Source organism: Roseospira marina (assembly GCF_014197855.1).
Classification (GTDB): domain Bacteria; phylum Pseudomonadota; class Alphaproteobacteria; order Rhodospirillales; family Rhodospirillaceae; genus Rhodospira; species Rhodospira marina.
Map to the genome: position 1 here is coordinate 154,103 of NZ_JACIGJ010000009.1, position 26,886 is coordinate 180,988.

Below are 26,886 nucleotides of genomic sequence, written 5' to 3' on the forward strand. Positions count from 1 at the left end.
CCGGTGTCGCGCGGCGACACCGGGGGGACGGGTGCCCTCCTGCATGCGCCCCAACGGTTCCAGCCACCCCGGTTCCAGGAGACCGCATCCATGATTACCCGTTATGCCCTGTTCGAGGGCTCCGTCCATCCGTCGCGCGAGGCGGATTTCCGCACGGCTGTATTGGAGACCATCGTCCCGTGCTGGACCGCGTTCCCGGGGGCGCTGGATGTCCGGGTGACCTTCACCGACGCCCGCGACGAGGGCGCGCCGATCTATCCGCTGATCCTGGCGATCAGCTATCCGGACACAGAGGTTCTGGAGCGGGCGCTGGCCAGCGAGGCGCGGACGCACGCCATTGCCGCCACCAACGCCGTCATGGGCGAGTACTTCACGGGTCGCATCCATCATCACGTGACGCAGGCCCACGTTTATCCGCTCTGACGCCTCTCCGCAGACGGGACCGGGCCGGCCTACCGCCGCCGCACAGATGGGCGAGCGCGCGCTGAGGCACGCGCATCGGCGTGGAACTGGGCGCGGACATCATCAAGACGGACTGGCCCGGCTCCGCCGAGGCGCTGCGCCACTTCCCCCATCGCCGTCATGACGGCGGTCTGGGCTATCATTCACGAGGGCGCGAGCGTCGATGAGGCCGTGGGTGGCGTCGCCGTGTCCGCTGCGTGAGGCCGGGTCGTATCAGCCGGGCCGTATCAGAAGGTGGTCGGCGTGTTGACCCAGAGAATGCGGGTGACGCCCTCCGCTTTGTTGCGGTAACTGTGCGGCAGGTCCGAGTTGAAGTGGAAGGAATCGCCCGCCGCGAAGGTGTACGTCCGGCCCCCGATCATCATCTCAACCACCCCTTCCAGCACATAGCCGATTTCCTCGCCGGCGTGGGTGATGTCGCCCCCGCTTTCGGCGCCGGGTTCGAGCACATGAATGTTGCCATCGACGATCTGCCCCGGTAGGGCCGGCGCGAGCCGCTCCAGGCGGATCGCCGGTCGGTCTTCCGCGCGCCGCACCAGGACGGCCGGCCGCTCCCCTTCCCGGTACACCGTGACGCCCGACGCCTCGGCGGCCGAAAACAGCTCGGCGATGGAGGTGTCCAGCGCCGCCGCGATCCGATGCAGGATGCGCAGCGAGGGCGTCGCGTGATCCGTTTCGATCTTCGACAGCATGGACATGGAGCAATTGGCCTTTTCGGCCACGTCGCGCAACCGCAGCTTCTTCTGGCGCCGGACCGCGCGCAGGCGGGCGCCCAGGTCCTGAAACTGCGATGGATCGTCCGTGCGGGGAGTCTGAGGGGGGGGTAACACCGGCGTCGAGTCCTTAACAGCCCATGGGGGTCCGCGCGCCGACGACGGTGGAACGGGCGTTGTTCCCCGTTCGTCCGGTGGTCGCGCCACCAAGTCCGAAGCCCCGCATCAGTTTCCCTTAATTCAAACTGGTTGAATAGTCAGGCCTTTTCAAGGCAGCATTTTTAAGTCGTGAAATATAATATAGCGACCAAAAATAGGCAAGGTGCCTGTGGCATAAGACAAGTTTTTATAATTTTTTCAGTACGTTAGCGTGTGCGCACAAAATTCGGTCATCGTCGTCCGCCTGTCTTCTTTTTCGGCAAAACCGTACATCCGACATTAAAACCGCTTGATCTGGGTGAAATCATCGGCCACCGTCGTTGGTGTTGATACGGGCCGGCCGCGGCGACGACGCCGGGAACGATGCGGTTCGGATACGCTCTGCCACGCTTCGAACAGGACAGCCGATCGATGAAGACTCCCCTTCGCAAGAGCATGGGCGCCGCCCTCGCGGTCGCCGTGGCGCTGACCACCGTTCCCGCCGTCGCCAAGGATACCGTGAAGATCGCCTTCATTGGGCCCCTGACGGGCGGCGTGTCCGCGCAAGGCCTGGGCGGCCGCAATTCCGCCGTCCTGGCGGTGGCGCTGCGAAATCAGGACGAGGATGCGGCCTACACGTACGACCTCGTCTCGCTGGATGACGAGTGCAAGCCGAATGTCGGGGTGCAGGTCGCCACCAAGACCGCCGCCGATCGCCATGTCATCGGGGCGATCACGCACTACTGTTCCGCCGTCGCCATGGGCGCGGTGGACATCTACCACAAGTTCGGCCTGCCCGTGATCGTCTGGGGCGCCGTGCTGCCGGACATCACCTACGGCAACGACTATGCCGAGGTGCACCGCGTCAACGGGACCATGATCAACCAGAACGAGGTCGCGGCCCAGTTCATGCTGGACCACGGCTACAAGACCTGGGCGGTCATCCACGACACGACCGACTACGGCAAGGGTCACAACAAATACTTCTCGGAGTTCCTGACCAAGGGTGGTGGCGAAATTCTCGGAACGTTCGGCGTGACCGCCGATCAGCGTGACTTCACCGCTGAGTTGACCAAGATCAAGGACCTGGACCCCGACGTCATCTACTTCGGTGGTCTGACCCCCCTCGGCGTCCGCATCCGCCAGCAGATGGACAAGCTGGGCATCGACGCGCAGTTCCAGGGCACCTCCGGCATCGTGTCGGAGTCCTTTGTCGAGGGCGTGGGCGATCTGGCCGAAGGCACGGTGGCCTTCCGCGAGGGCGCGCCGGCCGAGAAGCTGCCGGGCGGTCAGTTCTTCCTGAGCGAGTATGAAACGGCGGGCTATGACGAGCCGGCCGAGGCCTATGGCCCGTTCGCCTTCGCCGCCACCAACCTCTTGATGGACGCCATCGAGGCGGTCGGTCCGGACCGCAAGGCCGTCACCGAGTATCTGGCCGACATCGAGAACCACGAGTCCATCACGGGGCCGATCTCGTTCGACGACCACGGCCAGAACACGGTCGCCGTCATCACCAAGTACGTGGTGCAGGACGGGACCTGGACCGTGTGGGAGGACAGCGCCTACGCCAGCGGCGACCGCGCCCTGGCCCGGCCGTGACCCCGTAACCGGGGGATCGCCAGATCCATCGCGGCGCGGGCACCTTGGTCCGTGCCGCGAAGCCCTTTGTGACTCCGCCCGCTACCTTCCGCCTTCAGACGACGGAGCGCCGTCCATGGACATCGGCCTGCTGGGGCAGTACCTGGCCAACGGGATCATCCTTGGCACCATGTACGCCCTGGTCGCCGTCGGGTTCACGCTGTTCTTCGGCGTGCTCGACGTCATCAAGTTCTCGCACGGCGATGTGCTGATGCTGGGGGCCTTCACCGGCTTCACGGCCTTTCTGGGCCTGGAGTTCGTCGGGGTCACCGACCCCTGGGTGCAGGTTCTCGTGGTGACCCTGGTCGCCGTCGCCGGCACCGCCTTCATCGGCGCCGTCATCGCCCGCTACCTCGTGCTGCCGCTCAAGGCGGCGCCGCCGCTCAATATTCTGCTCATCACCCTGATGCTGGGCACGGCGATCCGCGAGGCGGTGCGGCTGTTCTACCCCAACGGCTCCAATCCCAAGCCGTTTCCCGCCTTGCTGCCGGACGCCTCCACCGACCTGGGCAACTTTACCCTGCGCGCGGACAGCGTGATCCTGGTGGCCGTTGGCCTCGCGGTCATCGTCGGCCTGCACCTGCTGATCAACCGCACCCGCCTGGGGCTGGCCATCCGCGCCGTGGCGCAGGACGAGGAAACCGCCCGGATCATGGGCATCAACTACACCATGATCGTGCTGGTCACCTTCGCCATCGGGTCGGGCGCCGCCGCCTTCGCCGGCATCATGAACGGCCTGTATTACAACGAGATCAATTTCGGCATGGGCCTCCTTTTGGGGCTGATCGGGTTCTCCGCCGCCATCGTCGGCGGCCTGGGCAACCTGTACGGCGCCATTCTGGGCGGGTTCCTGTTCGCCGCCTTGCAGACCATCGGTGCCGTCGCCCTGCCGTTCGCCAGCGCCTACAAGGATGTGTTCGCCTTCGGGGTCGTCATCGCCGTTATGGCTTGGAAGCCCACCGGCCTGATTGCCGAACGCACCAGTGATCGAGTGTGAGCCCCGCCATGTCCACAGACACCCAGACTGCGCCGCGCCCGACCTGGCTGGGGTTGCCGCCCCTGGCCGTGGGCCTGCTGGTCGTCGTGCTCGCCAGCGCCTACGCCTGGCTGTTCCTCCATGCCGAATCCCAGGTCGTGGTGCTGGTGCTGCTGGCCGTGGCCGCCCTCGCCGCCGTCGTGGGCGGGCGCACCGGCGCCGACCGTGTGCTCGCCACCGCCATGAGCCAGCATTCGCGGGCCATGAACGGCGCCATCGTCGCCGGCCTGCTGGCGGTGATCGCCCTGTTCGCCACCGATCACTTCCCGCTGCTGATGCTGACCACGGTGCTGCTGTACATGACGGCGGCGCTGGGGCTGAACATCCAGTTCGGCTACGCGGGCATGGTGAACTTTGCCGGTGCGGCCTTCTTCGGCATCGGCGCCTACACCGCCGCCGTCATGACCACCCAGACGGGCCTGCCGCCGCTGCTGATCCTGATCCTGGGCGGGGTGATGGCGGCGCTGATCGGCTTCGTCCTGGTGATCCCGGTGGTGCGGACCCGCGGGCACTACGCCGCCGTGGTGACCATCGCCTTTTCGGTCCTGTTCAAGACGTTCCTGGAGGTCAACGACATCCTTGGCGGCCCGCAGGGCCTGATGGTGGATTCCATGAAGATCCTCGGGTGGGACTTCAACGCCAGTCCGGTCCTGTTCGGGGTCGAGATGTCGTTCTACCTGAACTACGCGCTGCTCGGCGCGGCGTTGGCGGTCCTGGCCTTTGTGTTCACGCGGCGGCTGGAACGCTCCTGGGTGGGGCTGACGCTGGACGCCGTGCGGTTGGACGATACGGCCTCCGCCTGCTTCGGCATCGGCATCACCCGGGCCAAGGTGCTGGCCTTCACCCTCGGCAACGTCATGGTCGGAATGGCCGGCGCGCTGTACGGCATGATGATCAGCTTCATCGCGCCGACCAGCTTCACGTTCTCGGACAGCCTGCTGCTGGTCGCCATCGTTCTGTTGGGCGGCATGGGCAGCCCCTGGGGCACGGCGCTTGCCGCCTTCATCGTGATCGTGCTGCCGGAGAAGCTCCAGATCATCCAGGAGTACCGGTTCCTGCTGTTCTCCGTTCTGGTGATCGCGATGCTGCTGTTCCGTCCGGATGGTCTGCTGCCGCGCACGGTGCGGGCGTACATTCCGGGCTGGAGGGCCAAGCCATGACCCGACCCACGACCGACGCGGTTCTGGAGATCGACGCCCTGTCCAAGACGTTCGGCGGCGTGACCGCGCTGGATGCCTTCACCATGAGCGTCCGCCGCGGCGACATCGTCGGCCTGCTCGGTCCCAACGGGTCGGGCAAGACCACCAGCTTCAACGCGGTGACCGGCATTTTCCCGCCCTCCGGCGGGACCGTGCGCTTCGACGGCGCGGACATCACCGGCCTGTCGCCGCAGAAGGTCTACGCCGCCGGCATCGCCCGCACCTTCCAGCGCTCGCGGCTGTGCCTGCCGCTGTCGATTTTCGACAACATCATGATCGGCAACCACGGCCGCCTGACGAAAGGCCTGTGGTTCAATCTGATGCGCCGCCGGGCCTTCCGCCGGGAGTTCGAGCAGGGCTACGAGGACGCCCGCGCCCTGGTGCGGACGTTCTCGACCGCCCTTGCGGATCGTCTGTTCGAGCCGGTCGGCGCGCTGCCCATGATCGAGCGTCGCCGCATCGAGATCTGCCGCGCGCTCATCAGCCGGCCCCGGCTTCTGCTGCTGGACGAGCCCTCCGCCGGGATGACGCACGACGAAACGACCCAGCTCATGGACGACATTCTCGACGTGCGCGGCCGCATCGAGGGGCTGTCGATCATCATCATCGAGCACGAGATGGGCGTGATCGAGCGCATCACGGACCAGTGCGTGGTTCTCAACTACGGGCGCAAGATCTGCGAGGGGCCCTACGCCCACATCGCGGCCGATCCCGAGGTTCAGCGGGCCTACCTGGGGGCGGAGTGAGCACCATGACCGGCATCACCATCGAGAACCTCTCCACCGGTTACGACAAGGCCGACGTCCTGCTCGACCTGTCGCTGACCGTGAAGCCCGGCACCATCACCTGCCTGCTCGGCTCCAACGGCGCGGGCAAGACCACGGTCATCCGCTCGATCCTGGGCCTGACGCCGCCGCGCCGGGGCACCATCCGCCTCGGGGACACCGACATCACCGGGATGGCCACCCATAAGGTCATAGCCCAGGGGCTGGCCTGCATCCCCGAGGGTCGGCGCATGTTCCCCAAGCTGACGGTGGAGGAGAACTTGCGGCTGGGGGCCTATCAGGTGTCCGACGAGGCCCTCATCCGCGCCCGCATGGAGACCGTGTTCGAGACCTTCCCGCGGCTGGCCGAACGCCGCGACCAGTTGGCCGGGACCATGTCCGGCGGCGAGCAGGCCATGGTGTCCATCGGACGCGGGCTGATGAGCGGGCCCAAGATCCTGCTGATCGACGAGCCGTCGCTGGGCCTGTCGCCGCTCTACGTAAAAGAGAACTTCAAGATCATCGACGGGATCCGTGACCAGGGGGTGACCGTGTTCCTGGTGGAGCAGAACGTCCGCCAGACCCTGGGCATCGCCGATTACGGCTATGTCCTGTCCGGCGGTCGGCTGATCGCGGAGGGCACGGCCGAGGCCCTGAAGGCCAGCCCCGAGGTTCACGCCGCCTATTTCGGCTGACGCGACCTCTTTCCTACCCGATTCCCCCCCTGGAGACCCTGAATGGCAAACCCCCTCGACGTGGTGGACGTGACACGCCGACTGATCGCCTTCGAGACCATCAACCCGCCCGGGTCCGAGCGCCCCTGTGCCGAGTATCTGCGTGACCTGCTGGAGGACGCCGGTTTCCGCACCGAGCGGCACGATCTGGCCCCCGACCGCGCCAGCCTGATCGCCCGGCTGGGCGACGGCTCCGGCAAGCCCCTGTGCTTCACCGGGCATATCGACACGGTGCCCCTGGGGGCGCAGGCCTGGACCCGCGATCCCTTCGGCGGCGAGATCGTCGACGGCCGTCTGTACGGGCGCGGGGCCACCGACATGAAAAGCGGGGTCGCGGCCTTTGTCTGCGCCAGCATCGCCGAGGCCGACCGCCTGCGGGACGGCCCCGGCGTCGTTCTGGTCATCACCGCCGGCGAGGAGACCGGCTGCGACGGCGCCGTAGCGTTGGCGCGCGACGGCCGGCTGGGCAAGGCCGGGGCCCTGGTGGTGGCGGAACCTACCGCGAACGCGCCGTTCGTCGGCCACAAGGGCGCCCTCTGGCTGACGGCGCGCACACGCGGCGTCACCGCCCACGGGTCGATGCCCGAACACGGCGACAACGCGATCTACAAGGCGGCCCGGGCCATTGCCCGCCTCGCGGACTTCGATTTCAACATCAAGCGGCACCCGGTGTTGGGCACCCCCACCCTGAACGTCGGCAGGGTGCAGGGCGGCATGAACGTCAACTCCGTCCCGGATCGGGCCGACATCGGCCTCGACATCCGCACCATACCCGGCATGGACCACGCGGCCCTGCGGGATACGCTCGCGGGGTATATGGGCGAGGGGGCAGAGGTGGATGCGATGGTCGACCTGAACGGGGTCTGGACGGAGCCGGCCACCCCCTGGCTCGCTGCCGCCGCCGCCCGCGCCAACGCCGTGTCGGGCCATTCGGCCGAGCCCGCCACGGCCGCCTATTTCACCGACGCCTCCATCCTGACGCCAGCCTTCGGCGGCATTCCTACGCTGATTTTGGGGCCCGGCGAGCCCGCCATGGCCCACCAGACCGACGAATACTGTCGCGTGGACCGGCTGACCGAGGCCGAAGAGATTTTCCGCGCGCTGATCGCCGATTGGCAGGCCGGCCCCACGGGAGCGCCATCATGACGGCGGGCGCTCCGGCGCCCTGCGACCTGACCGCGCGCGAGGCCGCCGCGCGCCTCGCCGACGGCCGCCTGACCGCCGAAACGCTGGTGCGGTCCTGCCTCGACCGCATCGCGGCCCGTGAGCCGGAGGTCCAGGCGTGGCAGGCGATGGATCCCGATCGGGCGCTTGCGCAGGCGCGGGAGATGGACGCGCGCGGCCGGCCCGGGCCGCTGCACGGCCTGCCCATCGGGGTCAAGGACCTGATGGCGACCACCGATCTGCCCACCACCTGCGGCTCGCCGATCTATGACGGCACCGTGCTGCCCTACGACGCCGCCTGCGTCGCGCTGGCGCGCATGGCGGGCGCTGTCGTGATGGGCAAAACCGTCACGACCGAGTTCGCCGCCTTCCACCCCGGCAAGACCCGGAACCCGCGCAACCCGGCCCACACGCCCGGCGGGTCCTCCAGCGGGTCGGCGGCGGCCGTGGCGGCCGGCATGGTGCCGTTGGCGTTCGGAACGCAGACCGCCGGCTCCGTCATCCGGCCGGCTGCCTTCTGTGGGGTCGTCGGCTACAAGCCGACCTTCGGCACCATCGAAACCGCGGGCGTGAAGGCGCTCGCGCCGGCTCTGGACACCATCGGGGTGTTCGCCCGCACCGTGTGCGATGCCGGGTTCCTGGTGGATGCCGTTACCGGTACGGATCGGCCAGTGACGGTGCCGGACACGCCGCCGACGGTCTGGCTGTGCCCGTCGCCGGTGTGGTCCGCCGCCGAGCCCGACCTGATTCAGGCGTGGGATGCCGTGGTCGAGGGCTTGGGGCGCGCCACCCGGGTCGAAACCCTGACCCTGCCCGACGCCTACGCCGAGGCCCCGGCGGCACAGGAACGCATCATGGCGTATCAGGCGTTTCGCGCGTTGGCCCACGAGTGGCGGGCGCACCGCGACCAGATCAGCCCCGCGCTGCGGGACCTGTTGGAGATGGGCCGCACGATGCGCCGTGAGAGCCACGAGGCGGACATGGCGCTGTTGCGGCGCCTGAGGGCCGGCTTTGCGGACGTTTTGCCGGAACACGCCGTTCTGTTGACCCCGAGCGCGCCGGGCCCGGCCCCCCACCGGGAGACCGGCACCGGCAGCCCCGTCTTCAACCGGCTGTGGACGCTGTTGGGGGCGCCCTGTGTGACCGTTCCCCTGCCGGGCGGGGTATCGGACCTGCCGCAGGGCCTTCAGGTCGTGGGGGCTCCGCACGACGATCATGCCGTGCTCGCCGCCGCCGCCTGGCTGGAACAGCGATTCCGATAAAGCCCACGGTGCCAAAACGGGGTCCGCCCCGCCTTCGACCGGTGCGGTCCGGTCCAAGGCGGGGCGTGTCACGCCAGACGGCCCAGGCTTTATTTTACCCCACGATCATGTAGCAGCCGTAGGCGACGATCACCGCCGGAATGGCGCTGTAGAGGGTGGCCACGGCCGCCGCCTTGGGGGCCACCGCAATGGCCGGGAACAAGGCGTCGCCGTCGTTGGAGATGGCGTTGCCCAACTGGGCGGAGAGCGGCACCGCCCCGGCGAGGTAGAGCGACGTCACGAGGATCTGCGGGCCGCAGCCGGGGATGAGCCCGATGAGCACGCCGACGAGCGGCACGATCGGCGCGGCGGCGGCGAACCAGGCCGCCAAATCGAGGTTGAAGCCCGACACCGCCAACTCGAACCCGGCGAAGGCGACGATGACCCAGGTGGTCACGAAGCTGGTGGTGTCCACCACGGCGCTGGCGCCGCCATCGGTCTCGACGTCCCCGCGACCGCGCAACACCCAGAGGGCGAGGGCGCCGACGGCACCCACGACACCCAAGGCGAACACCGGCGCCACACCAAGCGCGGGCTCCACCCAGGCGTCCGGGTCCATCTGGAACGACAAGGCCAAGCCGATCACTACGCCCGGCGCGAGGATCCACAACCACGCCCGCTCGATCACACGTGCCACGGTGCCCACGCCCGCTACCGTTGCGGTGTCCGACCGGTCGCCGCCCGCCGCGCAGTCCATGGGCTCCGCCGAACCGGTGGGGGTGCGGGGCCGCATGAAGCCCTGGCCGTGCACGGCGTCGATGATCCAGCCGGAGAGGACGCCGACCACCATGCCGACCACGAGCACGAGGGCGGCGACCTCCGGAGCGCGGGCGAGGAGGAGGAACATCGCGTCGCCCATGGTGGCGGTGAGGGTCGCCACCACGCCGCCGAAGCTGAGGTGCCCGCGTGTGTACTGCGTCAACGCCACGATGGCGCCGCCGCAGCCCGGGAACGCGCCGAGAAGCGACGCGATGGGCACCTGCCAGCGGGCGTTGCGGCGCAAGAGCGTGCCCAACTCGGTGCCGAGCCCGCGTTCCGCCACGCCCACGAGCATGAGCGTGCCGGCCACGAACACGGCGACTGAAAGGTAGGCGTCGGACAAGGCCTGGAGCAGAATCCCGGCACCGCCCGGCACGGCGAGTGCAGCGGCGACAAGGCCAGCCGGCACGAGCGCGCGCTGAGCGATGGGCGAGAGGCGGCTCTGCGGCCCCGCCCCGCCCTGCGGAAGGGTGGACACGCGGCGTCCGGCGGCGGCGATCCAGGCAGTCATGGTGGGCACCCCGTTGTTGAGAGTGACTTGCAATATTAATAGCGTGTCCACGGCCATCGATCCAATGGAATCAATCGTTCATCGCCTTCGAAAAAATCGATTAATTCCCGCCCGCGTTCCGGTCGCAACTTTCGGGGTGGGCAGCGCGACCCGTCCGCGGGTAGAGTTTACGGCAGCCGCAAACCTCTGGATTTCGGGTGTGTCCACAGGTGCGTCGGGCGTCACGGTCGGCCGTGACCCGGGTTCGGTGTCAGCGGCTTCGAAAGGGGAGAACGCAATGATCGACACGGCAGCCGACCGGGCCGGATCGGATGGCCTGACGGTTCTGGCGGGCGTGGACGTCTGGACCGGGCAGGATGGTCTGCTGCCCCGCCTGCTGACGCCGCCCAATCGGGGGTTCCTGATGACCGGCGCCGTCGATCAGGCGCCTGCGATGGCGGAGCGCGCGCGGGCGGTGGCGCGAAACGGCGGCCTGGCGGCCCTGATGCGGGCGCACGTGGCGTGGCAGGTCGATCTCGCCGGTGCCATTGCGGCCGCGTGTACGGAGCACTGGTCCGGCCTTGAAACGCGCCGCGACCGGGTGCGTCTGGCGCTGCACGAGGCCGTGGTCAACGCCTTGATGTACGGCTGCCTCCGGATTGTGTCGCGCCAGCGGGAAACGCGGGTCGGCTGGATGAACCAGACCTCGTCCATCATGGCGGCGCTGGCGGACCCGGCCCGCGGCGGGTTGCCTATCCTGGTCACGGTAGAGGCCGATCCGGATGCGTGGCGCTTTCGGGTCGAGGACCCCGGACCGGGTTTCGAGGTGCCCCCGCCCGATGACCGGGGGCCGTGCCTGTCGCCGGAGGGCCTCACGGCGGCCCACGGGCGCGGCATCGGACTGATGCGTGCCGTTTGCGACACGGTGGACTGGACCGAGGGCGGACGGGTCGTCACCCTGAGGATCCGTCGCGCCGAGGGTGGCGGCGGACCGGGTGCCTCCGGCGGTCCGTGAGCAGGGAGACGGCATGGCTTGTTCCACCGCGCCTCCGGCGCCCCATGCGGAGCCCGCAACCGCGCCGTCCTGCGCGTCCCCACCGCCTCCCACGCCGACCCTGCGTCGTCGTGTGGCCCGGCAGCTTGACCCGGGTCTGCGGGCCGAGCCAGGGCTGTCCCGCACGAACATGGCGGTGTGCGGGCTGATCGTGCTGGCCGTCTTGGTGGCCGTTCTGGGCACGGAAAAGCCCCTGTACGCGCGCTATCAGACCACCTTTCTGGGCGTCGAGGTCGGGTTGACCGGTCTGCTGGCCCTGGAATACGTGGCCCGCGTCTGGTGCAGCGTGGAGAACCCGGCCTGGGGGGGCTCCCGGTTGCGATATATGTGCACGCCGGCCGCGTGTCTCGATCTCGCGGCCGTTCTGGTGATCCTGACCACGGCGTTCGCGTCCGAGGGCTTTCTGATGCGGCTCGCCATGCTGTTGCGGGTGTTGCGCATCGCGCGGATCGGGCGGTTTTCCTCGGCGTTCGACACCCTGGCCGAGGCGGTGTCGTCGCGGGCGATCGACTTGGTTCTGAGCGTCGGGGTGTCACTCACGCTTCTCCTGCTGTCCTCGGCCGCGATGTATCTGGTGGAGGCGGACGTGCAGCCGGAGGCCTTCGGGTCGATTCCCCGCGCCATGTGGTGGTCGGTGGCCACCCTGACGACGGTGGGCTACGGCGACGTCTACCCCGTCACGGTGTTGGGCCGCCTGTTCGCCGCGGTGACGGCGATCACGGGCATCGGCCTGATCGCCATGCCCACCGGCATCCTGGCCAGCGCCTTCAGCGACGCGTTCCAGCGCCAGCGTCAGCGCGAGGCGAAGGCCGAGGCCGAAGCCCGCGCGTCGTCTGGCGCGTCGTCTGGTCCGGCCGGGTCGTCCGGCCCATGACCCAACCCCTGCCTTTGTCGGTTCGTCTCAAGACCCAGGTGAGCGGCCTGTACCGGGGCGCGGGCACGCGGGCGCGCCGCTTCCGCTATGGGCTGATGACCTTCGACATCGTCACGATCATGTTCATTGTGGCGACTCAGCCTCTGCCGGCGTCGCCGCTCATCCTGGTGTTGGATATTCTGATCGGCCTGATCGTGCTCGCCGACCTGATGGCGCGGCTGTGGATTTCTCCGCAGCCCGCCCGGCATCTGCTGCACGCGACGACGCTGGCCGACATCGTCGTCGTGTTCTCGCTGCTGCTGGCGCCGCTGCTGGCGGGCAATCTGGCCTTTCTGCGCGTGCTGCGGTTGGTGCGGCTGCTGCATTCCTATCAGGTGCTGCGCGACCTGCGCCAGGAGACCCCGTTTTTCCGTCACAATGAAGAGGTGATCGTCAGCCTCATCAATCTCGTGACGTTCATCTTCGTCTTCACGGCGCTGGTCTTCGAGCTTCAGAGCGAGGCCAACCCGGCGATCACGGGGTATGTCGACGCCCTGTATTTCACCGTGGCGACCCTGACCACCACGGGCTTCGGCGATATTACCCTGACCGGGTCGTCCGGCCGGGTTCTGTCGGTCGTCATCATGGTGGTGGGGGTCGCGTTGTTTCTGCGTCTGGTGCAGACGGTGTTTCGACCGCGCAAGGTCCGGCACACCTGCCCGTCGTGCGGACTGTCTCGCCACGAGCTTGATGCCGTGCATTGCAAGCATTGCGGCGAGACCCTGCGAATCAAGACCGAAGGCGACTCGTAAACCCAGGCGGCGATGAGCCTGACTCATAGCCGCCGTGTTTTTCACGCCATAAGGCGCGACGGCCGGTCGGCCTTGCCGCGCTGAGATGAGGCCAAGCTGAGGCAGTTGGCCTCACCTCAGCTTGTTAGAATCCGGACCCGGGCCGACCGAGAAATCCGAGCGCCGCGGTCGGACAAAAACGCCTTTTGCGGGTGCGGCTGGCGGTCGACGGGCGGTCGACGGTCGGTTCTGGGCCGTCCGGCGACCAGAGGAAACGCGCCGTTTCTGGACACGCGCCTCCGGTTCACGGGGCGGGGCGGCTCTCGGCACTCTTAATCCGAGAATGCCGCTGTGCCATAACCAATGGCGCGGTTGCAGCGTGGGGGCATCCGGCGCATACTTCCGCGTACGGTTCGATCCGGGCGCCATCCGAGCGGCCCTGCCGCCGACGTGGGGCGCTCCAGTGAGAGGGACCGGTGAGAGTTGGCAATGAGAGTGGCCGGAGAGAGTGGGCAGTGGGAGTGGATAGAGTGCCCAATCGCGCGATGTCCAAGAAACGGGACCAAGTTAAAGAACATCTTCAGGAGCTTATGGAAAAGCTCCGGGTCCTTGTTATCGACGACAACAAGTTTTCGCGGTCCCTGCTGAGCACGCAGTTGGCCGGGTATGGCATTCGGGATGTTGTCGAGTGTGCGGATGGTGTTGAAGGACTCAAATACCTTCAGAACCAACCCATCCATCTGATCCTGCTGGATTACGAGATGACGCCGCTGAACGGGGCGGAGTTTTCGCGTCTGGTGCGGCGGGATCCGTCGATTCCCAATCCCGAGGTTCCGATCATCATGATCTCGGGGTATTCGGATCTCGCGCACGTGAAAGAGGCGCGGGATTCCGGTATCAACGAGTTTCTCGGCAAGCCGGTGTCCGCCGATATCCTGTACCGTCGCATCGGCCACACGCTGCAGAACCCCCGGCCGTTCGTGCGGACCGATCATTACGTCGGGCCGCAGCAGCGGGAGGAACGCTCGCTTCGGCCGGCGGACCCGTCCCACTCATCGGCCGGCAACGACGACTGATCGGATCGGACGACTGGCCGGATCGGTCGGCCGGATGCGGCCGGTGTGGTGCATCCGGCCGGGGGGAGCCGCTCAGGCGGCCTGCGTCCAGCGCCCGTCGTCGCGCGCGAAGGCGCGCATCGCCACCGACTCGAAGCCCGCGCCGGTCCAGGCCCGCGTGGCGACGGCGATGCGCGGCGGCTGCGTATCAAGCGTCACGACATTGTAGCCGTTGGACTCGTCGCGCAGCCGCGTCGACGTGGCACTGCCCGCCTGTGCCACCACCATGGGCCAGGGCGGCGAGGCGGAGCCCGGCGTGGGGACGGTGACGAGATCGGCGTGGGTGCGGTGCAGGTGGCCGCTCAGCAACAGATCGACCCGCGCGGCGGCGAAGGCGCCCAACGCCCGCTCGGCGTGGAACAGCATCGGCCCGTCGCGGTGCGCGGGCGGCAGCACGGCCGGATGGTGGGTGACGATCACGCGCACGCGCCCCTCGCCGTGCGCCGCCAGATCCCGGGCCGCGCGGGCGAGCTGGCGCCGGTTGAGGCTGCCCAGCGCCCAGTTCCAGTGCCGGACCAGCCGGCGGGCGGAGTTGAGGCCGAGCACCGCCATGACATCGTCCGCGACCACAGGCGACAAGTCCGACGAGATATGCCGGGAGAACCGCCCGTAGGGCCGCAGGAACCGGCTCATCAGGTTGAAGGCCGGCACATCATGGTTGCCCGGCACCACCAGCACCGGCCGGGCCAGCCGGTCCAGGAAGGCCCGGGCGGCCAGGAACTCGTGATGCCGGCCGCGCTGGGTCAGATCGCCGCTGACCACGACGAGGTCGGGGTCCTGGGCGATCAGGTCGGCCTCCAGCGCGGCGACCACATCCGGGTCGATGCGGCCGAAGTGCAGATCGGAAACATGGGCCAGGGTTCGCACGGCGCGACCTCGTTCGCGGTTACGGATGCGGGGCGACGGACGGAGGGGGTTCCGAGGATGTGGGGTTCACCGTCCCGCGTGCCAACAGCGCGCGGGCGTCCCCGTCCACCACGGCCAGCACGGCACGGGACTCGGCGGGCACCCAGACCCGCAGGGCCGCGGGCTCGATCCGGAAGGTGATCCGCCCCGGCAGCAGCACGACCTCGCCGTCCACCGTGGCGCGGAGCACCCGGCGGCGCACCGCCACCGTGAGGCGGCGGACGTTTTCGGTCAGAAGGTCGGCGTCGTCGCGCCATGTCCCGCCGACCATCACCCCGGCCGCGAGCCGCAGCCACTGCCACGCCGAGCGGTGACGCGCGACATAGAGCGCCAGCGCCCCATGCCCGAGGCTGTCGCGCCGGACCAGCAGGCCGGGCCGGTCGGAGTAGGCGTTGTCGGCGATGACCATGGCGTGCGCCTTGACGCGGTGAACACCCTTTTCCGTTGCCAGCACCGCCCGCAGGCGGGGATAGCGGCGCACCGCTGCGACGGTTCGCCAGATCAGGCGCCCCCACAGTACGGGAGTCATGGCGCCCCGGAACCGCTCGCGCTGGCGCGCCAGATTGGCGAACAGGCCGAGCACCACGTTGTTCAGGAACACCCGCTCGTTGACCCGGCCGATGTCGATGCGGCCCAACACGCCCTCGGCCAGCGCGGCCACGGCCTCGTCCGGATCCTCCGGCATGCCCAGGTCTCGGGCCAGCAGGTTCGCGGTGCCCAGGGGCAGGGCGGCCATCGGCGGCGCCGTCGCCGGATCGGGGCTGTCGCGCAGGGCCTGGGCCACCGCGGCCAGCGTGCCGTCGCCGCCGGCCACCAGAAGGGCGCGCGCGCCGTCCGAGACGGCCCGGCGGGCCGCCTCGGCCATACCGGCGCCCTGGGCGAGGCGGGCCACGGCCGGAATGCCCCGCGCCGCCAGACCGGCGACCAGACGCTCGGCCAGCGCCTCGGCGCTGCCCGGCTCACCGACGAACGCGCCCGCGCCGCTGTTGATAAGCACCACGGCCCGGCCCCCGGCGGGGACCGGGGACCGCGCGGCGCTCCCGATGGGGGGCGTGTCGGGATCGGTGTCGTCGACGGTCTCCGCGACGGTCTCCGCATCAGGGTGCATCCGGGCTCTCCTCGGGCGCTGGGGCGGACCCGCCGCCATTCAGGGTCGGATCCAGGCGGGCCTCGAACCCGGCCGCCTCTTCATCCAGCCAGTCAACGAACGCCTGAACCATCGGATTGTTCCGGTGTGCCTCCGGGGTCACGGCGAAATAGGTGAAATCTGCTGGCCGGGTGACGGCGAACGGCCGCACCAGCCGCCCGTCCGCCAGATGATCGAACACCAGCGCGCTGCGGCCGAGCATGACGCCCATGCCGTGCACGGCGGCGGTGATCTGCACATGCGTATCGGTGAAGCGCGGACCGCGCGTGGCGTCCACCTCCGGAAGGCCCAGCCATTGCAGCCAGGGCCGCCACTGGAGCCACTGTTCGGTCGGCAGCACCGTGCTGTCATGCATGAGAATGTGGTGCCCCAGATCCGCCGGCGCACGCAGGGGCCGGGGGCCATGAACCAGGGTGGGCGCGCAGACCGGAAACACCGTCTCGCCCATCAGCCGCCGGACCGCCAGCCCCGGATACTCGCCCCGGCCGTAGCGCACGCCCACGTGGATGTCCCCCTGCGCGTCCTCGCCGCGGTCGAACCGGGACGGGTTGCGATCCATCACCAGATCCAGATCGATGTCAGGATGCCGGCGCTGGAATTCGGGCAGCCGCCGCGCCAGCCACATCGTCGCCAGCGAAGGCAGCGCCGAGACCCGGAGCACGCCCGCCGGGCGCGTCTCGGCCAGACGCCCCACGGCGCGGGCCATATGGTCCAGGCCGCGGGTCAGATCGGGGGCGACGGCCCGGCCCGCGTCGGTCAGGCGCAGGCCGCGCGGCAGGCGGTCGAACAGGGTGGCGCCCAGGAGCTCCTCAAGCTGGCGCACCTGATGGCTGACGGCGGTGGGCGTGACGGCCAGTTCGTCCGCCGCCTTGGCGAACGACCCGTGGCGGGCGGCCGCCTCGAAGGCGCGAAGCGCGTTGAGCGGTGGAAGGCGGCGAACCATGGCGATCTGGTCCGGGGGTGGGGCACGAGGAACGGGGCGGGCTGCGAGCCGCTCAATGATGGCGGGTTCCGGGACCGTTGGAAACGCCGGCAGGCCCAAATTCCGCTCATCCATCCACCGAGAAAGTCTCGTTTGTCGACGGGATCGGTTCGGGCCCATCTTTGGGGGGAAAGGCCGACGCCCCTCGTCCGCCGTTGCCTGAAGGGAGATCGACCCATGAACAGCGTCACGGGCTCCAGTTCACCCCTGTCCGTTTCGGTGCCCTATGCCGTGGCCCGCAGCCGCCATAGCGCAATGCAGGCCGTGGCGCATGTAATCAATCTGTGGCGCGTCCGGGCGCGTAGCCGCGCGCAACTGCGGACGCTGGACGACCGCATGTTGCGGGATATCGGCATGAGCCCAGACGCGGCCGACTCGGAAGTCAGAAAGCCGTTCTGGGTGGCCTGATGCCATGGGATGCCGTGTGGATCGCCGACAGCGACGATCGGACTTCGGTCCCCGCCTCCCCCACGCATAACCCCGCGTCCTGGTGGCGCGGGGTTTGTCGTTTCCGGCACGACGGCGGCGTCGTGCGTCCCGCGCCGGCCCGGCGAACGCGGGGCAGCGGCTGGTTGGCACCCGGCGACCATGGTAAAATGGGGAGGAGCACAGGGCGAATAGCCGCTCCCCTGGGAGGCACCGGAAGGCGGAACCATGGAACGGTTGCACTGGAAGCAGTGGTTCGAGGTTGGGCACGACACCATCGACTTCGAGCATAAAGTCTTCTTCAGCCTGATTCACAAGCTGCAGAATCTGGTCGAGGAGGTTCACGATAAAGACGCGGCGCTTCGTGTTCTCGAGGAAATCTATAAATACGCCGATTTTCATTTTACAAGTGAAGAAAACGTCATGATAGAAGCCGGGTATGAGGGCTTGGATCGCCACCGCCGTCTTCATCAAAACCTTCTCGCGCTCTTGCGGCAGAACATCGACGACATGGAAGCCGGCGCGATTGCGGGGCCCGAGGTCGTGACCTTCATGTTCTGGTGGTTCGTCGAACACACCGTCGCCGAGGACCTGGCGATCGCGACCCACGTCAAGACGCGGATGCTGCGCCAGTTCTTCGAGGACGCCCATCCAAAGCGCGCCCGGCCGAACTTGGACGGTGTGGCCTGACCCGTCGGCGTGCCTGACGCGGGTTATCGGTGATGCGCGACCATGGCCTGCCACGCGGCATAGTCCCGCGCGGCCGCCGCGCGCCCGGTGCCGGCGGCGTAGGTCTGGCCGCCGCCCGTCAACTGGGCCAGGGAACCGAGGTCCGCATACAGGCCGCTGCCCAGGCCCGCCATGAAGGCCGCGCCCAGGGCGGAGACGTCCTCCACCCCGCTGGTGTGCGCGGGCGCGTCGAGCAGATCGGCGATGAACTGCACCACGAAGCGGTTGCCCGTAACCCCGCCGTTGAGGCGAAGGCCGTGCAGGGGCAGGGCGCTGTCGCGCTCCATGGCGGCGATCACATCCTTGATCTGGTAGCCGATGGATTCCAGCGCGGCGCGCACGATATGGCGCCGGTCGGTGCCGAAAGTCAGGCCCATCAGGGCGCCGCGCGCCGCCATCTTCCAGTGCGGGGCGCCCAGTCCGGCGAATCCGGGGATCAGGACCACGCCGCCGGCGTCGGGAACGGCGGTCGCGAGGGCCTCCGTCTCGCGCGAGTCGGCGAACAGCCCGACCTGATCGCGCAGCCACGTCAGGGTCGCGCCGCAGGTGACGATGATGCCCTCCAGCGCGTACATGGTCTGGTCGGGCAGCGCCCAGCCGATGGTCGTGACCATGCCGGCCTGGGAGGGGATCGGGCGCTCTCCGGTCATCAGCAGCACGGAGGAGCCGGTGCCGAGGGTGGCCTTGGCCTCGCCCGGATGGAAACAGCCCTCGCCGAACGCGGCGGCGTGGGAGTCGCCGATCATCGCCGTGATCGGAACCGGCGCTTCCAGCAGGCCGTCCAGGTCGGTGGCGCCGAAGGGATGCACCGACGGATGCACGTCCGGCAGCCGCAGGCCCTCCAGCCCGAACGCGGCCAGAAGGTCCTGGTCCCAGCTCAGGCGGTGGATGTCGAACAGCAGGGTCCGGCAGGCGTTCGTGCGGTCGGCCGCATACGCGCGCCCGCCCGTCAACCGGTGCAGAAGCCAGGAGTCCACGGTGCCGAAGCGCACCCGCCCGGCGGCGATGGCGGCGCGCAGGTCGGGGTCCTGCTCCACCATCCAGGCGAGCTTGGTGGCCGAAAAATAGGGGTCGAGGATCAAGCCGGTGGTGGCGCGCAGGTGGCGCTCCACGTCGGAGCCGACAAGCCGGTCGCACAGCGGCACCGAGCGCTTGCACTGCCAGACGACGGCGTTGCCGACCGGGCGGCCGGCGTCGTCCCACAGCACGAAGGTTTCGCGCTGGTTCGAGATCCCGCAGGCGCGGATCGCCGCGTCCCGGCCGCCCCGGCCGCCCCGGTCGCGGAAGGCGCTCAGGCAGGCCTGGGCGGACCGCAGCACGCTGTCATAAATGGCGTCCGGGTCCTGCTCGACCCAGCCGGGCGCGGGATAGAGGGAGGGCAGGTCCGCTCGCCCCTGGGCGGCCACACGGCCGGCGCCGTCGACGATCAGGGTCTTTGTGCCGCTGGTGCCCTGGTCGATCGCCAGGACGAAGCCATCCGTCGCCATCGTTACCGTCCGTTCGGCCGGCCGTGATGTGCGCGGGGTGTGCGGCCGGACGTTGATGCGGGCGCTCCGGGGGCCGGAGCATCTGCGGGGTGGGTGAGGTCAGGTGGTGGCGGGAGCCGGCCAGCGGGGAGGGGGGCCTGCCGACTCCCGCCGTCACGCGACCGTCGCCCGGGCGTTCTGAACCTCACGCAGGATTCCTGCGCTGTCGAGGCCATAATACGCCCGGATGGCGGCACGCGGTCCCGTTTTGGCGAACTGCCCGTCCGGAATTCCGATCCGGATCAGACGGCTCCCCAGTGCGTTCTCGGCCATGATCTCGGCGACCAGACTGCCCAGCCCGCCGTGCACGGAGTGCTCCTCCACCGTCACCACCAGCGGGGCGGCGCGCAGCATGTGCGCGAGGGCCGGCCGGTTCAGGGGGCGGATTGACGGCACACTGACCACCCCCGCGTCGACGCCTTTCGCGGCCAGCGCGTCGGCGGCGGCGACCGCCTCGTGGACCACCGAGCCCACGGCGACCAGCGTGACCGCCGCGCCCTCGCGCAGCCGGTCCGGCTCGCCCAGCGTGAAGCGGTACCCGTCCTCGTGCAGCACCGGCAGCTTGGCGTTGTCGAGGCGGATGTACACCGGCCCCTCGTGGGCGAAGGCATGGGCGAACATCCGTCGGGCTTCGACCGCGTCGCTGGGGGCGAGGATCTGGATGGTGCCGAAGCCCTGCATGATCGACAGGTCGTCGATGGCGTGGTGGGTGCTGCCCAACGGGCCATAGGCCACGCCGGCGTTCAGCCCGACCAGCTTGACGTTGGTGTTGGAGTAGCAGACGTCGTTCTTCACCTGCTCGTTGGCGCGGGCGACCAGAAACGGCGCGGCGTTGGCCGTCACCGGGACGTAGCCGCCCAGCGACAGGCCGGCGGCCACGCCCACCAGGGACTGTTCGGCGATGCCGACGTTGACCACACGCTCCGGGTGGGCGGCCTGGAACGGCGCCAGCTTGGCGGTGCTGGTCGAATCGCTGACCACGACCGCCAGATTGACGCCGTCGTCCACGGCCTGGAAAAACGCATCAATCATGCTCTGGCGCAGATCCTGCGCCGGGGTCTCGGTCGGGGCCGTAGTGGCATTCGTCGGGGCTGTGGGGGCCGCTGTCATGACTCCAACTCCGCGTAGGCGCGCTCCAGTTCCTCGGTGGTCGGGATCCGGTGATGCCATTCCGCCCGGTCCTCGATGAACGAGACTCCGGCGCCTTTGCGGGTGTGGGCGAGGATGACATGCGGTTTGCCGGCCACCGTCCGGGTCGCCTCGAACGCCCGGATCAGGTCGGGGATGTCGTTGCCGCGCGCCTCGTGCAGATCAAAGCCGAAGGCGCGCCACTTGTCGGCCAGGGGTTCCAGCCCGACGATGGACTCGGTCCGATCCGCGAGCTGGAGCGTGTTGCGATCGACGATGACCGTCAGGTTGTCGAGATCGTAGTGCGCGGCGGTCATCGCCGATTCCCAGTTCGAGCCCTCCTGCAACTCGCCGTCGCCGACCAGCACGTACACCCGATAGGACCGGTTCTGCCGCTTGGCCGCGAGGGCGAGTCCGGTCGCCACCGGCAGGCCGTGACCGAGGGCGCCGGTGTTCAGCTCCACGAACGGGGTCTTCTGGCGCACCGGGTGGCCCGGGGTGTGGGAGTCGAAGGTCAGGTAGTCGTCGAGCCACGCCGCATCGATCAGGCCGGCGGTCGCGAGGGTGGAATACAGGCCGCACACGCCGTGGCCCTTGCTGAGGATGAAGCGGTCCCGGTCGGGATTCTGCGGGTCCCGCCCCGGCAGGTTCAGCACATGCAGGAAGAGCGTCACCAGAATGTCGGTTTCGGACAGGTCGCCGCCGGTGTGCCCCTGGCCGGCGCGTGCGTTGGTCCGAAGGATCGTCTTCCGGACGGTCCGCGCTGCGTTCTGAAGGCTGGCGATATCCATCGTCTCTCACAACCCGTCTGGTGGGGGCCTGTCCGGTGGGGCACCGGCCCTGGATGTTCCGAAATGGGTTTCGAAACAATTCGAAACGCGCCGGAGCACCGCCGTGGCGGCGATCATCATAGGCGGAACGTAGCATCGAAAGTCCCGGTTCGCAATCCATAACGAAAGTTTTTGCCTCCGGAAATTTTCGGTTTGTGTGGAGGGTACCGCGGACGGCGCCCGGTTTGCCCAGAAAGCCCTTCCTTAGGATGAGGGCTTATACGAAAGTCTATGTCGTGTTTCCGCAAGATATCGAAAACATTCTTGACACGTCAGGCGGCGCATGGGACAAAAAAGTGACAACATCGCCCCAGGCTCCACCCTGGGTGGATCATGGTGTTGGTCGATGCGTTGGAATGAGGGCGACGTTGCTTCCTCAATCGGAAATTTCCGAAACCATGCTCGCACGGTACGGCACCGGCCGGGCGCCGAAGACCCGGCGGGTGTCCCCGGCGGGGCTCCTTGGGGCCGGTCGACGACAAAAGCCGTCCGAATAACCGGAGGAAAACCATGAAGTTCAAGCAGGTGTTGGCCGGCGCGGCGCTGGCCGCGACCGTGGCGGTCTCGGGGGGCGCCCAGGCGGCCGGGTTCGATCAGGCCGACCTCATCAAAGAGATCGACCGCCCGTTGACGGTCGTTTTCGTTCCGAAAGTCGTGCACCCCTGGTACGAGGTCGTCGAGGCGGGCGCCCAGTTCGCCGCCGACGAGTTCAAGAAGGCCGGCATCGAGGTGAACGTCATCATGGACGCTCCGCCGGTGGCCGATATCAGCGAGCATATCCGCAAGATCGAAGCCAACATCAGCCGCCGCCCCGACGGCCTTGCCGTCGCCTGCCTTGATCCGGCGACCGACACCCAGGCCATCAACGACGGCATCGCCGCCGGCGTGAACGTGTCCACCTTCGACACCGATTGCCCGGACAGCGACCGCCTGATGTACGTCGGGCACAACAAGGATGAACAGGACGGCTACGACCTCGGCACGCTGATGGCGGAGCGCATCGGCGGCGAAGGCAAGGTGGGTATCCTCAGCGGCTCGCTGTCGGCGCCGAACCACCGCAACCGCGTCATCGGCTTCAAGAAGGCGATGGACGAGTACCCCGACATCGAGATCGTGTTTGAACGCCCGGACAACGACGACCTGCAAAAGGCCGTGGAGCTGACCGAGAACGCGCTGCAGGCCAACCCGGACCTGGACGGCATCTTCGGCTGCAACGCCTCCGCCCCGATCGGCGCCGCCCGTGCCGTGAAGACCGCCGGCAAGGCGGGCGAGGTCCACGTGGTCGGCACCGACGACCTGCCCGAGGCCGTGGATCTGGTCAAGGAGGGTGTCATCGACGCCCTGATGGCCCAGCGCCAGTGGGAAATCGGCTACTGGACGGTGAAGTACTTCGTCGCGATGGCCCAGGGCCATACGTACCCGAAGGAACACGCGACCGGCTCGCAGTTCCTGACCAAGGACATGGTTGAGGGCCAGTAGGCGGCCCCTCGGGCGGGGCGGTCTCGGGGTTCTGACCGGGCCGCCCCGCTTCCCGTTGCCCTCTTCTCCCGTGTTCTTCCGGGACCGGTCCGGCCGCGCCGGACCGACCCGTTCCGAGCCGCAACGCGAGATCCCCATCATGGACGGTCCATCCCTTTCCTCCGTCGTCCTGTCGCCCGCACCCGTGTTCGAACTGCGGCACATCTCCAAGCAGTTTCCCGGGGTCAAGGCGCTCGACGATGTCAGCCTGACGTTCCGGGATCGCGAGATCCACGGCCTGGTCGGGGAGAACGGGGCCGGCAAAAGCACCCTGATGAGCATCATGATGGGGCTTCAGCCGCCGGATACCGGCACGCTGGTGCGCCGGGGTGAGGCCGTCAGCTTCGCCGGGTCCACCGAGGCCCTGGCCGCCGGGCTGGGCATGGTGCCCCAGGAACTGAACCTCGTGCCCCAGATGACGGTGATGGAAAACGTCCTGCTCGGCTTCGCGCCGGGCAAGATCGGCGGCGTCGTCGTGGACTGGAAGACGGTGCGTCACCGCGCCCGCGCGGTGCTGGACCGCATCGGCGCTGATGTGTCCACCGACGCCATCGCCGGGGACCTGAGCGCCGCCCAACAACAGCTTGTGCAGATCGCGCGTGCGCTGGCCCTGGGCGCCGAGATCCTGATCTTCGACGAGCCCACGGCCAGCCTGTCGCTGCGCGAGGCCGATCACCTGCTCGCCCTGATCCGCCAACTGCGCGAAGACGGCTGCTCGATCATCTACATTTCGCACCGGCTGGAGGAGATCCTCACCCTCTGCGACCGCATCACCGTGCTGCGCAACGGCTGCAAGGTGGTGGAGCTGGAGGCCGCGGGCACCACGGAAGCCGACCTGGTGCGCAACATGATCGGCCGCGAGGTGACGGCGGGCAAGCGGGTCGCGCCCACGGACCGCGCCACCCACGACGACACCGTGGCGCCTTTCCTCTCGGTCGAGAGCCTGTCCTGCGCGGGCCATTTCGAGGACATCAGCCTGACCGTCCGCCCCGGTGAGATCGTCGGCCTCGCCGGTCTGGTGGGCGCCGGACGCACCGAGTTGGCGCGCTGCATCTTCGGCGACCTGCGGCCCACGGGCGGGCGCATCCTGCGCGAAGGCCGCCCGATCCACCTCCGCCACCCGAGCGACGCCATCAAGGCCGGGCTGGCCTACGTGCCGGAGGAGCGCAAGCGCCTGGGCATCTTCCCGGTCCTCGGCGTGTCGGAAAACATGACGCTGCCGATCCTGCGCAGCCTGTGCGCCGCCGGGCGCATCAACCGCGCCACGCAGCGTGCCTACGTCGACGACTATATCGCCAAGCTGGACATCAAGACGTCGGATCCCGACAAGCCGATCCGCGACCTGAGCGGCGGCAACCAGCAGAAGGTCATTCTGGCCCGCTGGCTGCTGACCGGCTGTCGGATGCTGATCCTGGACGAGCCGACACGCGGAATCGACGTCAACGCCAAGTTCGAGATTCACGCCCTGCTGCGTCGGCTGGTGGCCGACGGCATGGCGATTTTGCTGATCTCCTCGGAATTGGAGGAGGTCATTCAGTTGGCCGACCGCGTTCTGGTTATGAACAACGGCCGGCTGAAGGGCGAGATCCCCGCCTGGGACGCCACCCAGGAAGCGATCCTGAGCATGGCGGTCGGTTGAGACCGCCCGGCCGGAGCGAACACCTCACCATTCGTCCGGGCCTCCCATGCGTCCGGGACCCCCTATTTGTCCGGGACCGAGGACAGGAAGACAGACCATGACGACGCAAACGAGGACCGTGGACAGCACGGTCCGGTCCGGAAAACCGCGCCTTCAACGGCTTTTCGGGTTCAAGGAAAGCGGCATCCTGCTTGCCCTGATCGGCATGTGCGTGCTGATCAGCCTGATTACGCCGAACTTCCTGACCCCCTACAACCTCGCCATCGTGATGCGGCAGGTGTCGTTCATCGGCATCGTCGCGGCCGGGCAGACGCTGGTCCTGCTGCTGGGCGGGATCGACCTGTCGGTCGGTGCCATCGCCGGGTTGTCGGCCGTGCTGGGCGCCATGCTGATGACGGCGGGCGGGCTCGATCCCTTCGTGGCGATGACCCTGGCCATCGCGCTCGGCTTCCTGTTCGGGCTCATCAACGGGGTCCTGATCGCCTACCTGAAGCTCAACGCCTTCATCGTCACGCTGGCCACGGGCGAGGTGTTCGCCGGCGCCATCCTGGTGCTGACCCGGGGCTACGCCATCACCGGCCTGCCGCCGGAGTTCGCCGTGCTCGGTCAGGGCTCGATCGGGGTCGTGCCGGTGTCGGTGGTGTTCCTGTTCGCGATCTTCGCCGTGCTGGTCTACATGAGCCAGAACACCCCGTTCGGCCGTAGTATCTTCGCCATCGGCGGCAACCGGGTCGCGGCCCGCTTCGTCGGCCTGCGGGTGGAGCGCGTGGAGATGACCGTCTACGCCATCGCGGGCATGCTGGCGGCGACCGCCGGTATGCTGTTCGTCAGCCGCATGAGCGCCGGCCAGCCGACCATCGGGGCGAGCTGGCTGATGCCCTCCATCACCGCGGCCATCATCGGCGGCACGTCCTTGAGCGGCGGCGTCGGCACCGTGCTCGGCACCCTGCTTGGGGCGACCTTCATGGGCGTGCTGGCCAACGGCATCGTGCTGACCAACGTCTCGTCCTACTGGGAACGTGTCATCATCGGCCTGTTCGTCATCATCGCGGTGTTCGTGGACATGTTCCGCCGCCGCAGCCAGGGGCGCGCGCTCGTGCCGGCCTGGATGATGGCGCTGCGGCCGGGATCGCGGCGTGATGATCGAAAACCCCTGTGAAGCCGGCGGGAGCCTGTTTCACGGCCGATGACTATGATACGGCTTGCGGCACGCATGCCGGGATGGGGCGCGCGCCGGGGCGGGATTCGGAAGGATACGGACCATGCCCCGCCATGCGTCGGCCCAGGCTGGAACCATAGGGAAGCACATGTCTCCGGACGATCGGAAGATGCTCGGCGAACAGCGCCGCCGGAAAATCCTGGACCTGATCCAGGAAGAGGGGGCGGCGCGCGTCAGCGAACTGAGCCGGTCGTTCCAGGTGTCCGAGCCCACCATCCGCCAGGACTTGGAAAAGCTGGAGGCCGAGGGGCTGGTGCTACGTCAGCGCGGCGGAGCCTTCCTGAAAAGCCTACCGCGACAGGTGCAGGAACTGGCCCTGCACCATCTCGACCACATGGAAGAAAAAAGGTTCATGACGGAAAATCGGGGAGGGGCGGACAACGGGACGGCCTGACACACTGGTAGTTGCGACACGACACAGACTGCCAGGGAGGCCCCGTTGTCCTTCGATGATCCTATGTCCTGGCTTGGGGGCTGGGAAGGCTACCGCGTTGAGACGGTCGAGCGGCGCGAGGGCGAGCAGCCGGAAATCTGGATTTTCCTGGGCTTCCAGCCGGGAGCGGCTTTGATCTGCGATGGCTGCGGCGAAGCGGCCGGCGCGGTGCATGACATTGAGTGTCGAGTG

General features: G+C 68.3%; 27 protein-coding genes. 19 read left to right on the forward strand and 8 right to left on the reverse strand.

The window, feature by feature from the left end; genetic code table 11:
* The first annotated feature begins 90 nt into the window (after positions 1 to 90).
* Positions 91 to 423, forward strand: a complete 333-nt coding sequence (locus tag GGD82_RS13225; RefSeq protein WP_150062698.1) for a hypothetical protein — start codon at positions 91 to 93, stop codon at positions 421 to 423.
* 266 nt (positions 424 to 689) lie between these two features.
* Here GGD82_RS13225 and GGD82_RS13230 read toward each other — a convergent pair whose 3' ends face one another.
* On the reverse strand, positions 690 to 1,292 hold the full coding sequence (locus GGD82_RS13230) for a cupin domain-containing protein (RefSeq protein ID WP_150062699.1): 603 nt from the start codon (positions 1,290 to 1,292) through the stop codon (positions 690 to 692).
* 453 nt (positions 1,293 to 1,745) lie between these two features.
* Between GGD82_RS13230 and GGD82_RS13235 the strand changes: the two genes are divergently transcribed.
* From GGD82_RS13235 to GGD82_RS13265, 7 genes are all read left to right on the forward strand, one after another.
* Entirely contained in the window at positions 1,746 to 2,912 is a 1,167-nt protein-coding gene (locus GGD82_RS13235; protein WP_211364779.1) for a branched-chain amino acid ABC transporter substrate-binding protein, read from the forward strand.
* Positions 2,913 to 3,027: 115 nt separating this feature from the next.
* Positions 3,028 to 3,948 (forward strand): branched-chain amino acid ABC transporter permease, encoded by a 921-nt coding sequence (locus GGD82_RS13240; protein WP_211364780.1) that lies wholly within the window; start codon positions 3,028 to 3,030, stop codon positions 3,946 to 3,948.
* 8 nt (positions 3,949 to 3,956) lie between these two features.
* A complete protein-coding gene (locus GGD82_RS13245) occupies positions 3,957 to 5,147 on the forward strand; it encodes a branched-chain amino acid ABC transporter permease (protein ID WP_184013281.1) in 1,191 nt (396 codons plus the stop codon).
* Positions 5,144 to 5,932: an ABC transporter ATP-binding protein gene (locus GGD82_RS13250; protein WP_150062700.1), complete on the forward strand. Its 789-nt coding sequence runs from the start codon at positions 5,144 to 5,146 to the stop codon at positions 5,930 to 5,932. Before GGD82_RS13245 ends, GGD82_RS13250 begins: the two co-directional genes overlap by 4 nt.
* Before the next feature lie 5 nt (positions 5,933 to 5,937).
* Entirely contained in the window at positions 5,938 to 6,645 is a 708-nt protein-coding gene (locus GGD82_RS13255) for an ABC transporter ATP-binding protein (protein ID WP_150062701.1), read from the forward strand.
* Between the two features lie 42 nt (positions 6,646 to 6,687).
* Positions 6,688 to 7,830, forward strand: a complete 1,143-nt coding sequence (locus GGD82_RS13260; protein ID WP_150062702.1) for a M20 family metallopeptidase — start codon at positions 6,688 to 6,690, stop codon at positions 7,828 to 7,830.
* A complete protein-coding gene (locus tag GGD82_RS13265) occupies positions 7,827 to 9,110 on the forward strand; it encodes an amidase (RefSeq protein ID WP_150062703.1) in 1,284 nt (427 codons plus the stop codon). The genes GGD82_RS13260 and GGD82_RS13265 overlap by 4 nt, the downstream gene beginning before the upstream one ends.
* A 94-nt stretch (positions 9,111 to 9,204) precedes the next feature.
* Here the strand turns inward: GGD82_RS13265 and GGD82_RS13270 are convergent, their stop codons facing one another.
* Entirely contained in the window at positions 9,205 to 10,419 is a 1,215-nt protein-coding gene (locus GGD82_RS13270; RefSeq protein ID WP_170284312.1) for a putative manganese transporter, read from the reverse strand.
* Between the two features lie 277 nt (positions 10,420 to 10,696).
* On the opposite strand from GGD82_RS13270, the gene GGD82_RS13275 reads away from it, so the two are divergent.
* The 4 genes from GGD82_RS13275 (at position 10,697) to GGD82_RS13290 (ending at position 14,172) form a co-directional block, all read left to right on the forward strand.
* Positions 10,697 to 11,413, forward strand: a complete 717-nt coding sequence (locus GGD82_RS13275; RefSeq protein ID WP_170284313.1) for an ATP-binding protein — start codon at positions 10,697 to 10,699, stop codon at positions 11,411 to 11,413.
* A 13-nt stretch (positions 11,414 to 11,426) separates the two neighbouring features.
* On the forward strand, positions 11,427 to 12,326 hold the full coding sequence (locus tag GGD82_RS13280) for an ion transporter (RefSeq protein WP_150062706.1): 900 nt from the start codon (positions 11,427 to 11,429) through the stop codon (positions 12,324 to 12,326).
* Positions 12,323 to 13,117: a potassium channel family protein gene (locus GGD82_RS13285; RefSeq protein ID WP_150062707.1), complete on the forward strand. Its 795-nt coding sequence runs from the start codon at positions 12,323 to 12,325 to the stop codon at positions 13,115 to 13,117. Before GGD82_RS13280 ends, GGD82_RS13285 begins: the two co-directional genes overlap by 4 nt.
* 569 nt (positions 13,118 to 13,686) lie before the next feature.
* On the forward strand, positions 13,687 to 14,172 hold the full coding sequence (locus GGD82_RS13290; RefSeq protein WP_170284314.1) for a response regulator: 486 nt from the start codon (positions 13,687 to 13,689) through the stop codon (positions 14,170 to 14,172).
* 72 nt (positions 14,173 to 14,244) lie between these two features.
* Here the strand turns inward: GGD82_RS13290 and GGD82_RS13295 are convergent, their stop codons facing one another.
* Genes GGD82_RS13295 through gcvA form a run of 3 tightly spaced genes read right to left on the reverse strand, consistent with a single transcriptional unit; the run spans position 14,245 to position 17,207 of the window.
* Positions 14,245 to 15,078, reverse strand: coding sequence for a metallophosphoesterase family protein (locus tag GGD82_RS13295; RefSeq protein ID WP_150062709.1), 834 nt, complete (start codon positions 15,076 to 15,078; stop codon positions 14,245 to 14,247).
* Between the two features lie 19 nt (positions 15,079 to 15,097).
* Positions 15,098 to 16,225 (reverse strand): diacylglycerol/lipid kinase family protein, encoded by a 1,128-nt coding sequence (locus tag GGD82_RS13300; RefSeq protein WP_170284315.1) that lies wholly within the window; start codon positions 16,223 to 16,225, stop codon positions 15,098 to 15,100.
* Positions 16,215 to 17,207: a transcriptional regulator GcvA gene (gene gcvA / locus GGD82_RS13305; protein ID WP_150062711.1), complete on the reverse strand. Its 993-nt coding sequence runs from the start codon at positions 17,205 to 17,207 to the stop codon at positions 16,215 to 16,217. Before gcvA ends, GGD82_RS13300 begins: the two co-directional genes overlap by 11 nt.
* Before the next feature lie 216 nt (positions 17,208 to 17,423).
* On the opposite strand from gcvA, the gene GGD82_RS13310 reads away from it, so the two are divergent.
* Positions 17,424 to 17,654, forward strand: a complete 231-nt coding sequence (locus GGD82_RS13310; protein WP_211364781.1) for a DUF1127 domain-containing protein — start codon at positions 17,424 to 17,426, stop codon at positions 17,652 to 17,654.
* Between the two features lie 246 nt (positions 17,655 to 17,900).
* Positions 17,901 to 18,362: a bacteriohemerythrin gene (locus tag GGD82_RS13315; protein WP_150062712.1), complete on the forward strand. Its 462-nt coding sequence runs from the start codon at positions 17,901 to 17,903 to the stop codon at positions 18,360 to 18,362.
* A 23-nt stretch (positions 18,363 to 18,385) separates the two neighbouring features.
* On the opposite strand, the gene GGD82_RS13320 is transcribed toward GGD82_RS13315, so the two are convergent.
* The 3 genes from GGD82_RS13320 to GGD82_RS13330 all read right to left on the reverse strand — a co-directional run bounded on the left by GGD82_RS13320 (position 18,386) and on the right by GGD82_RS13330 (position 21,846).
* Positions 18,386 to 19,888, reverse strand: a complete 1,503-nt coding sequence (locus tag GGD82_RS13320; protein WP_150062713.1) for an FGGY family carbohydrate kinase — start codon at positions 19,886 to 19,888, stop codon at positions 18,386 to 18,388.
* Between the two features lie 153 nt (positions 19,889 to 20,041).
* The gene (locus GGD82_RS13325; protein ID WP_170284316.1) at positions 20,042 to 21,037 is read right to left on the reverse strand and encodes a transketolase family protein; all 996 of its coding nucleotides are present in this window, start codon (positions 21,035 to 21,037) and stop codon (positions 20,042 to 20,044) included.
* The gene (locus tag GGD82_RS13330) at positions 21,034 to 21,846 is read right to left on the reverse strand and encodes a transketolase (protein WP_150062714.1); all 813 of its coding nucleotides are present in this window, start codon (positions 21,844 to 21,846) and stop codon (positions 21,034 to 21,036) included. Before GGD82_RS13330 ends, GGD82_RS13325 begins: the two co-directional genes overlap by 4 nt.
* 549 nt (positions 21,847 to 22,395) lie before the next feature.
* Between GGD82_RS13330 and GGD82_RS13335 the strand changes: the two genes are divergently transcribed.
* The 5 genes from GGD82_RS13335 to GGD82_RS13355 form a co-directional block, all read left to right on the forward strand.
* Positions 22,396 to 23,364, forward strand: a complete 969-nt coding sequence (locus tag GGD82_RS13335; protein ID WP_150062715.1) for a substrate-binding domain-containing protein — start codon at positions 22,396 to 22,398, stop codon at positions 23,362 to 23,364.
* A 139-nt stretch (positions 23,365 to 23,503) separates the two neighbouring features.
* The gene (locus tag GGD82_RS13340) at positions 23,504 to 25,042 is read left to right on the forward strand and encodes a sugar ABC transporter ATP-binding protein (RefSeq protein ID WP_150062716.1); all 1,539 of its coding nucleotides are present in this window, start codon (positions 23,504 to 23,506) and stop codon (positions 25,040 to 25,042) included.
* Positions 25,043 to 25,139: 97 nt separating this feature from the next.
* The gene (locus GGD82_RS13345; protein WP_150062717.1) at positions 25,140 to 26,201 is read left to right on the forward strand and encodes an ABC transporter permease; all 1,062 of its coding nucleotides are present in this window, start codon (positions 25,140 to 25,142) and stop codon (positions 26,199 to 26,201) included.
* 103 nt (positions 26,202 to 26,304) lie between these two features.
* Entirely contained in the window at positions 26,305 to 26,655 is a 351-nt protein-coding gene (locus GGD82_RS13350; protein WP_211364782.1) for a DeoR family transcriptional regulator, read from the forward strand.
* 45 nt (positions 26,656 to 26,700) lie between these two features.
* On the forward strand, positions 26,701 to 26,886 hold a 186-nt coding region (locus GGD82_RS13355), incomplete at its 3' end, for a hypothetical protein (RefSeq protein WP_375782128.1).

Coding starts and splice junctions, on each gene's coding strand:
- GGD82_RS13235 (WP_211364779.1), top strand. CDS start 1,746: ATGAAGACTCCCCTTCGCAAGAGCATGGGCGCCGCCCTCGCGGTCGCC.
- GGD82_RS13250 (WP_150062700.1), top strand. CDS start 5,144: ATGACCCGACCCACGACCGACGCGGTTCTGGAGATCGACGCCCTGTCC.
- GGD82_RS13275 (WP_170284313.1), top strand. CDS start 10,697: ATGATCGACACGGCAGCCGACCGGGCCGGATCGGATGGCCTGACGGTT.
- GGD82_RS13245 (WP_184013281.1), top strand. CDS start 3,957: ATGTCCACAGACACCCAGACTGCGCCGCGCCCGACCTGGCTGGGGTTG.
- GGD82_RS13280 (WP_150062706.1), top strand. CDS start 11,427: ATGGCTTGTTCCACCGCGCCTCCGGCGCCCCATGCGGAGCCCGCAACC.
- GGD82_RS13225 (WP_150062698.1), top strand. CDS start 91: ATGATTACCCGTTATGCCCTGTTCGAGGGCTCCGTCCATCCGTCGCGC.
- GGD82_RS13260 (WP_150062702.1), top strand. CDS start 6,688: ATGGCAAACCCCCTCGACGTGGTGGACGTGACACGCCGACTGATCGCC.
- GGD82_RS13330 (WP_150062714.1), bottom strand. CDS start 21,846: ATGGATATCGCCAGCCTTCAGAACGCAGCGCGGACCGTCCGGAAGACG.
- GGD82_RS13340 (WP_150062716.1), top strand. CDS start 23,504: ATGGACGGTCCATCCCTTTCCTCCGTCGTCCTGTCGCCCGCACCCGTG.
- GGD82_RS13325 (WP_170284316.1), bottom strand. CDS start 21,037: ATGACAGCGGCCCCCACAGCCCCGACGAATGCCACTACGGCCCCGACC.
- GGD82_RS13315 (WP_150062712.1), top strand. CDS start 17,901: ATGGAACGGTTGCACTGGAAGCAGTGGTTCGAGGTTGGGCACGACACC.
- GGD82_RS13285 (WP_150062707.1), top strand. CDS start 12,323: ATGACCCAACCCCTGCCTTTGTCGGTTCGTCTCAAGACCCAGGTGAGC.
- GGD82_RS13350 (WP_211364782.1), top strand. CDS start 26,305: ATGCCCCGCCATGCGTCGGCCCAGGCTGGAACCATAGGGAAGCACATG.
- GGD82_RS13270 (WP_170284312.1), bottom strand. CDS start 10,419: ATGACTGCCTGGATCGCCGCCGCCGGACGCCGCGTGTCCACCCTTCCG.
- GGD82_RS13335 (WP_150062715.1), top strand. CDS start 22,396: ATGAAGTTCAAGCAGGTGTTGGCCGGCGCGGCGCTGGCCGCGACCGTG.
- GGD82_RS13300 (WP_170284315.1), bottom strand. CDS start 16,225: ATGCACCCTGATGCGGAGACCGTCGCGGAGACCGTCGACGACACCGAT.
- GGD82_RS13265 (WP_150062703.1), top strand. CDS start 7,827: ATGACGGCGGGCGCTCCGGCGCCCTGCGACCTGACCGCGCGCGAGGCC.
- GGD82_RS13345 (WP_150062717.1), top strand. CDS start 25,140: ATGACGACGCAAACGAGGACCGTGGACAGCACGGTCCGGTCCGGAAAA.
- GGD82_RS13310 (WP_211364781.1), top strand. CDS start 17,424: ATGAACAGCGTCACGGGCTCCAGTTCACCCCTGTCCGTTTCGGTGCCC.
- GGD82_RS13320 (WP_150062713.1), bottom strand. CDS start 19,888: ATGGCGACGGATGGCTTCGTCCTGGCGATCGACCAGGGCACCAGCGGC.
- GGD82_RS13290 (WP_170284314.1), top strand. CDS start 13,687: ATGGAAAAGCTCCGGGTCCTTGTTATCGACGACAACAAGTTTTCGCGG.
- gcvA (WP_150062711.1), bottom strand. CDS start 17,207: ATGGTTCGCCGCCTTCCACCGCTCAACGCGCTTCGCGCCTTCGAGGCG.
- GGD82_RS13255 (WP_150062701.1), top strand. CDS start 5,938: ATGACCGGCATCACCATCGAGAACCTCTCCACCGGTTACGACAAGGCC.
- GGD82_RS13240 (WP_211364780.1), top strand. CDS start 3,028: ATGGACATCGGCCTGCTGGGGCAGTACCTGGCCAACGGGATCATCCTT.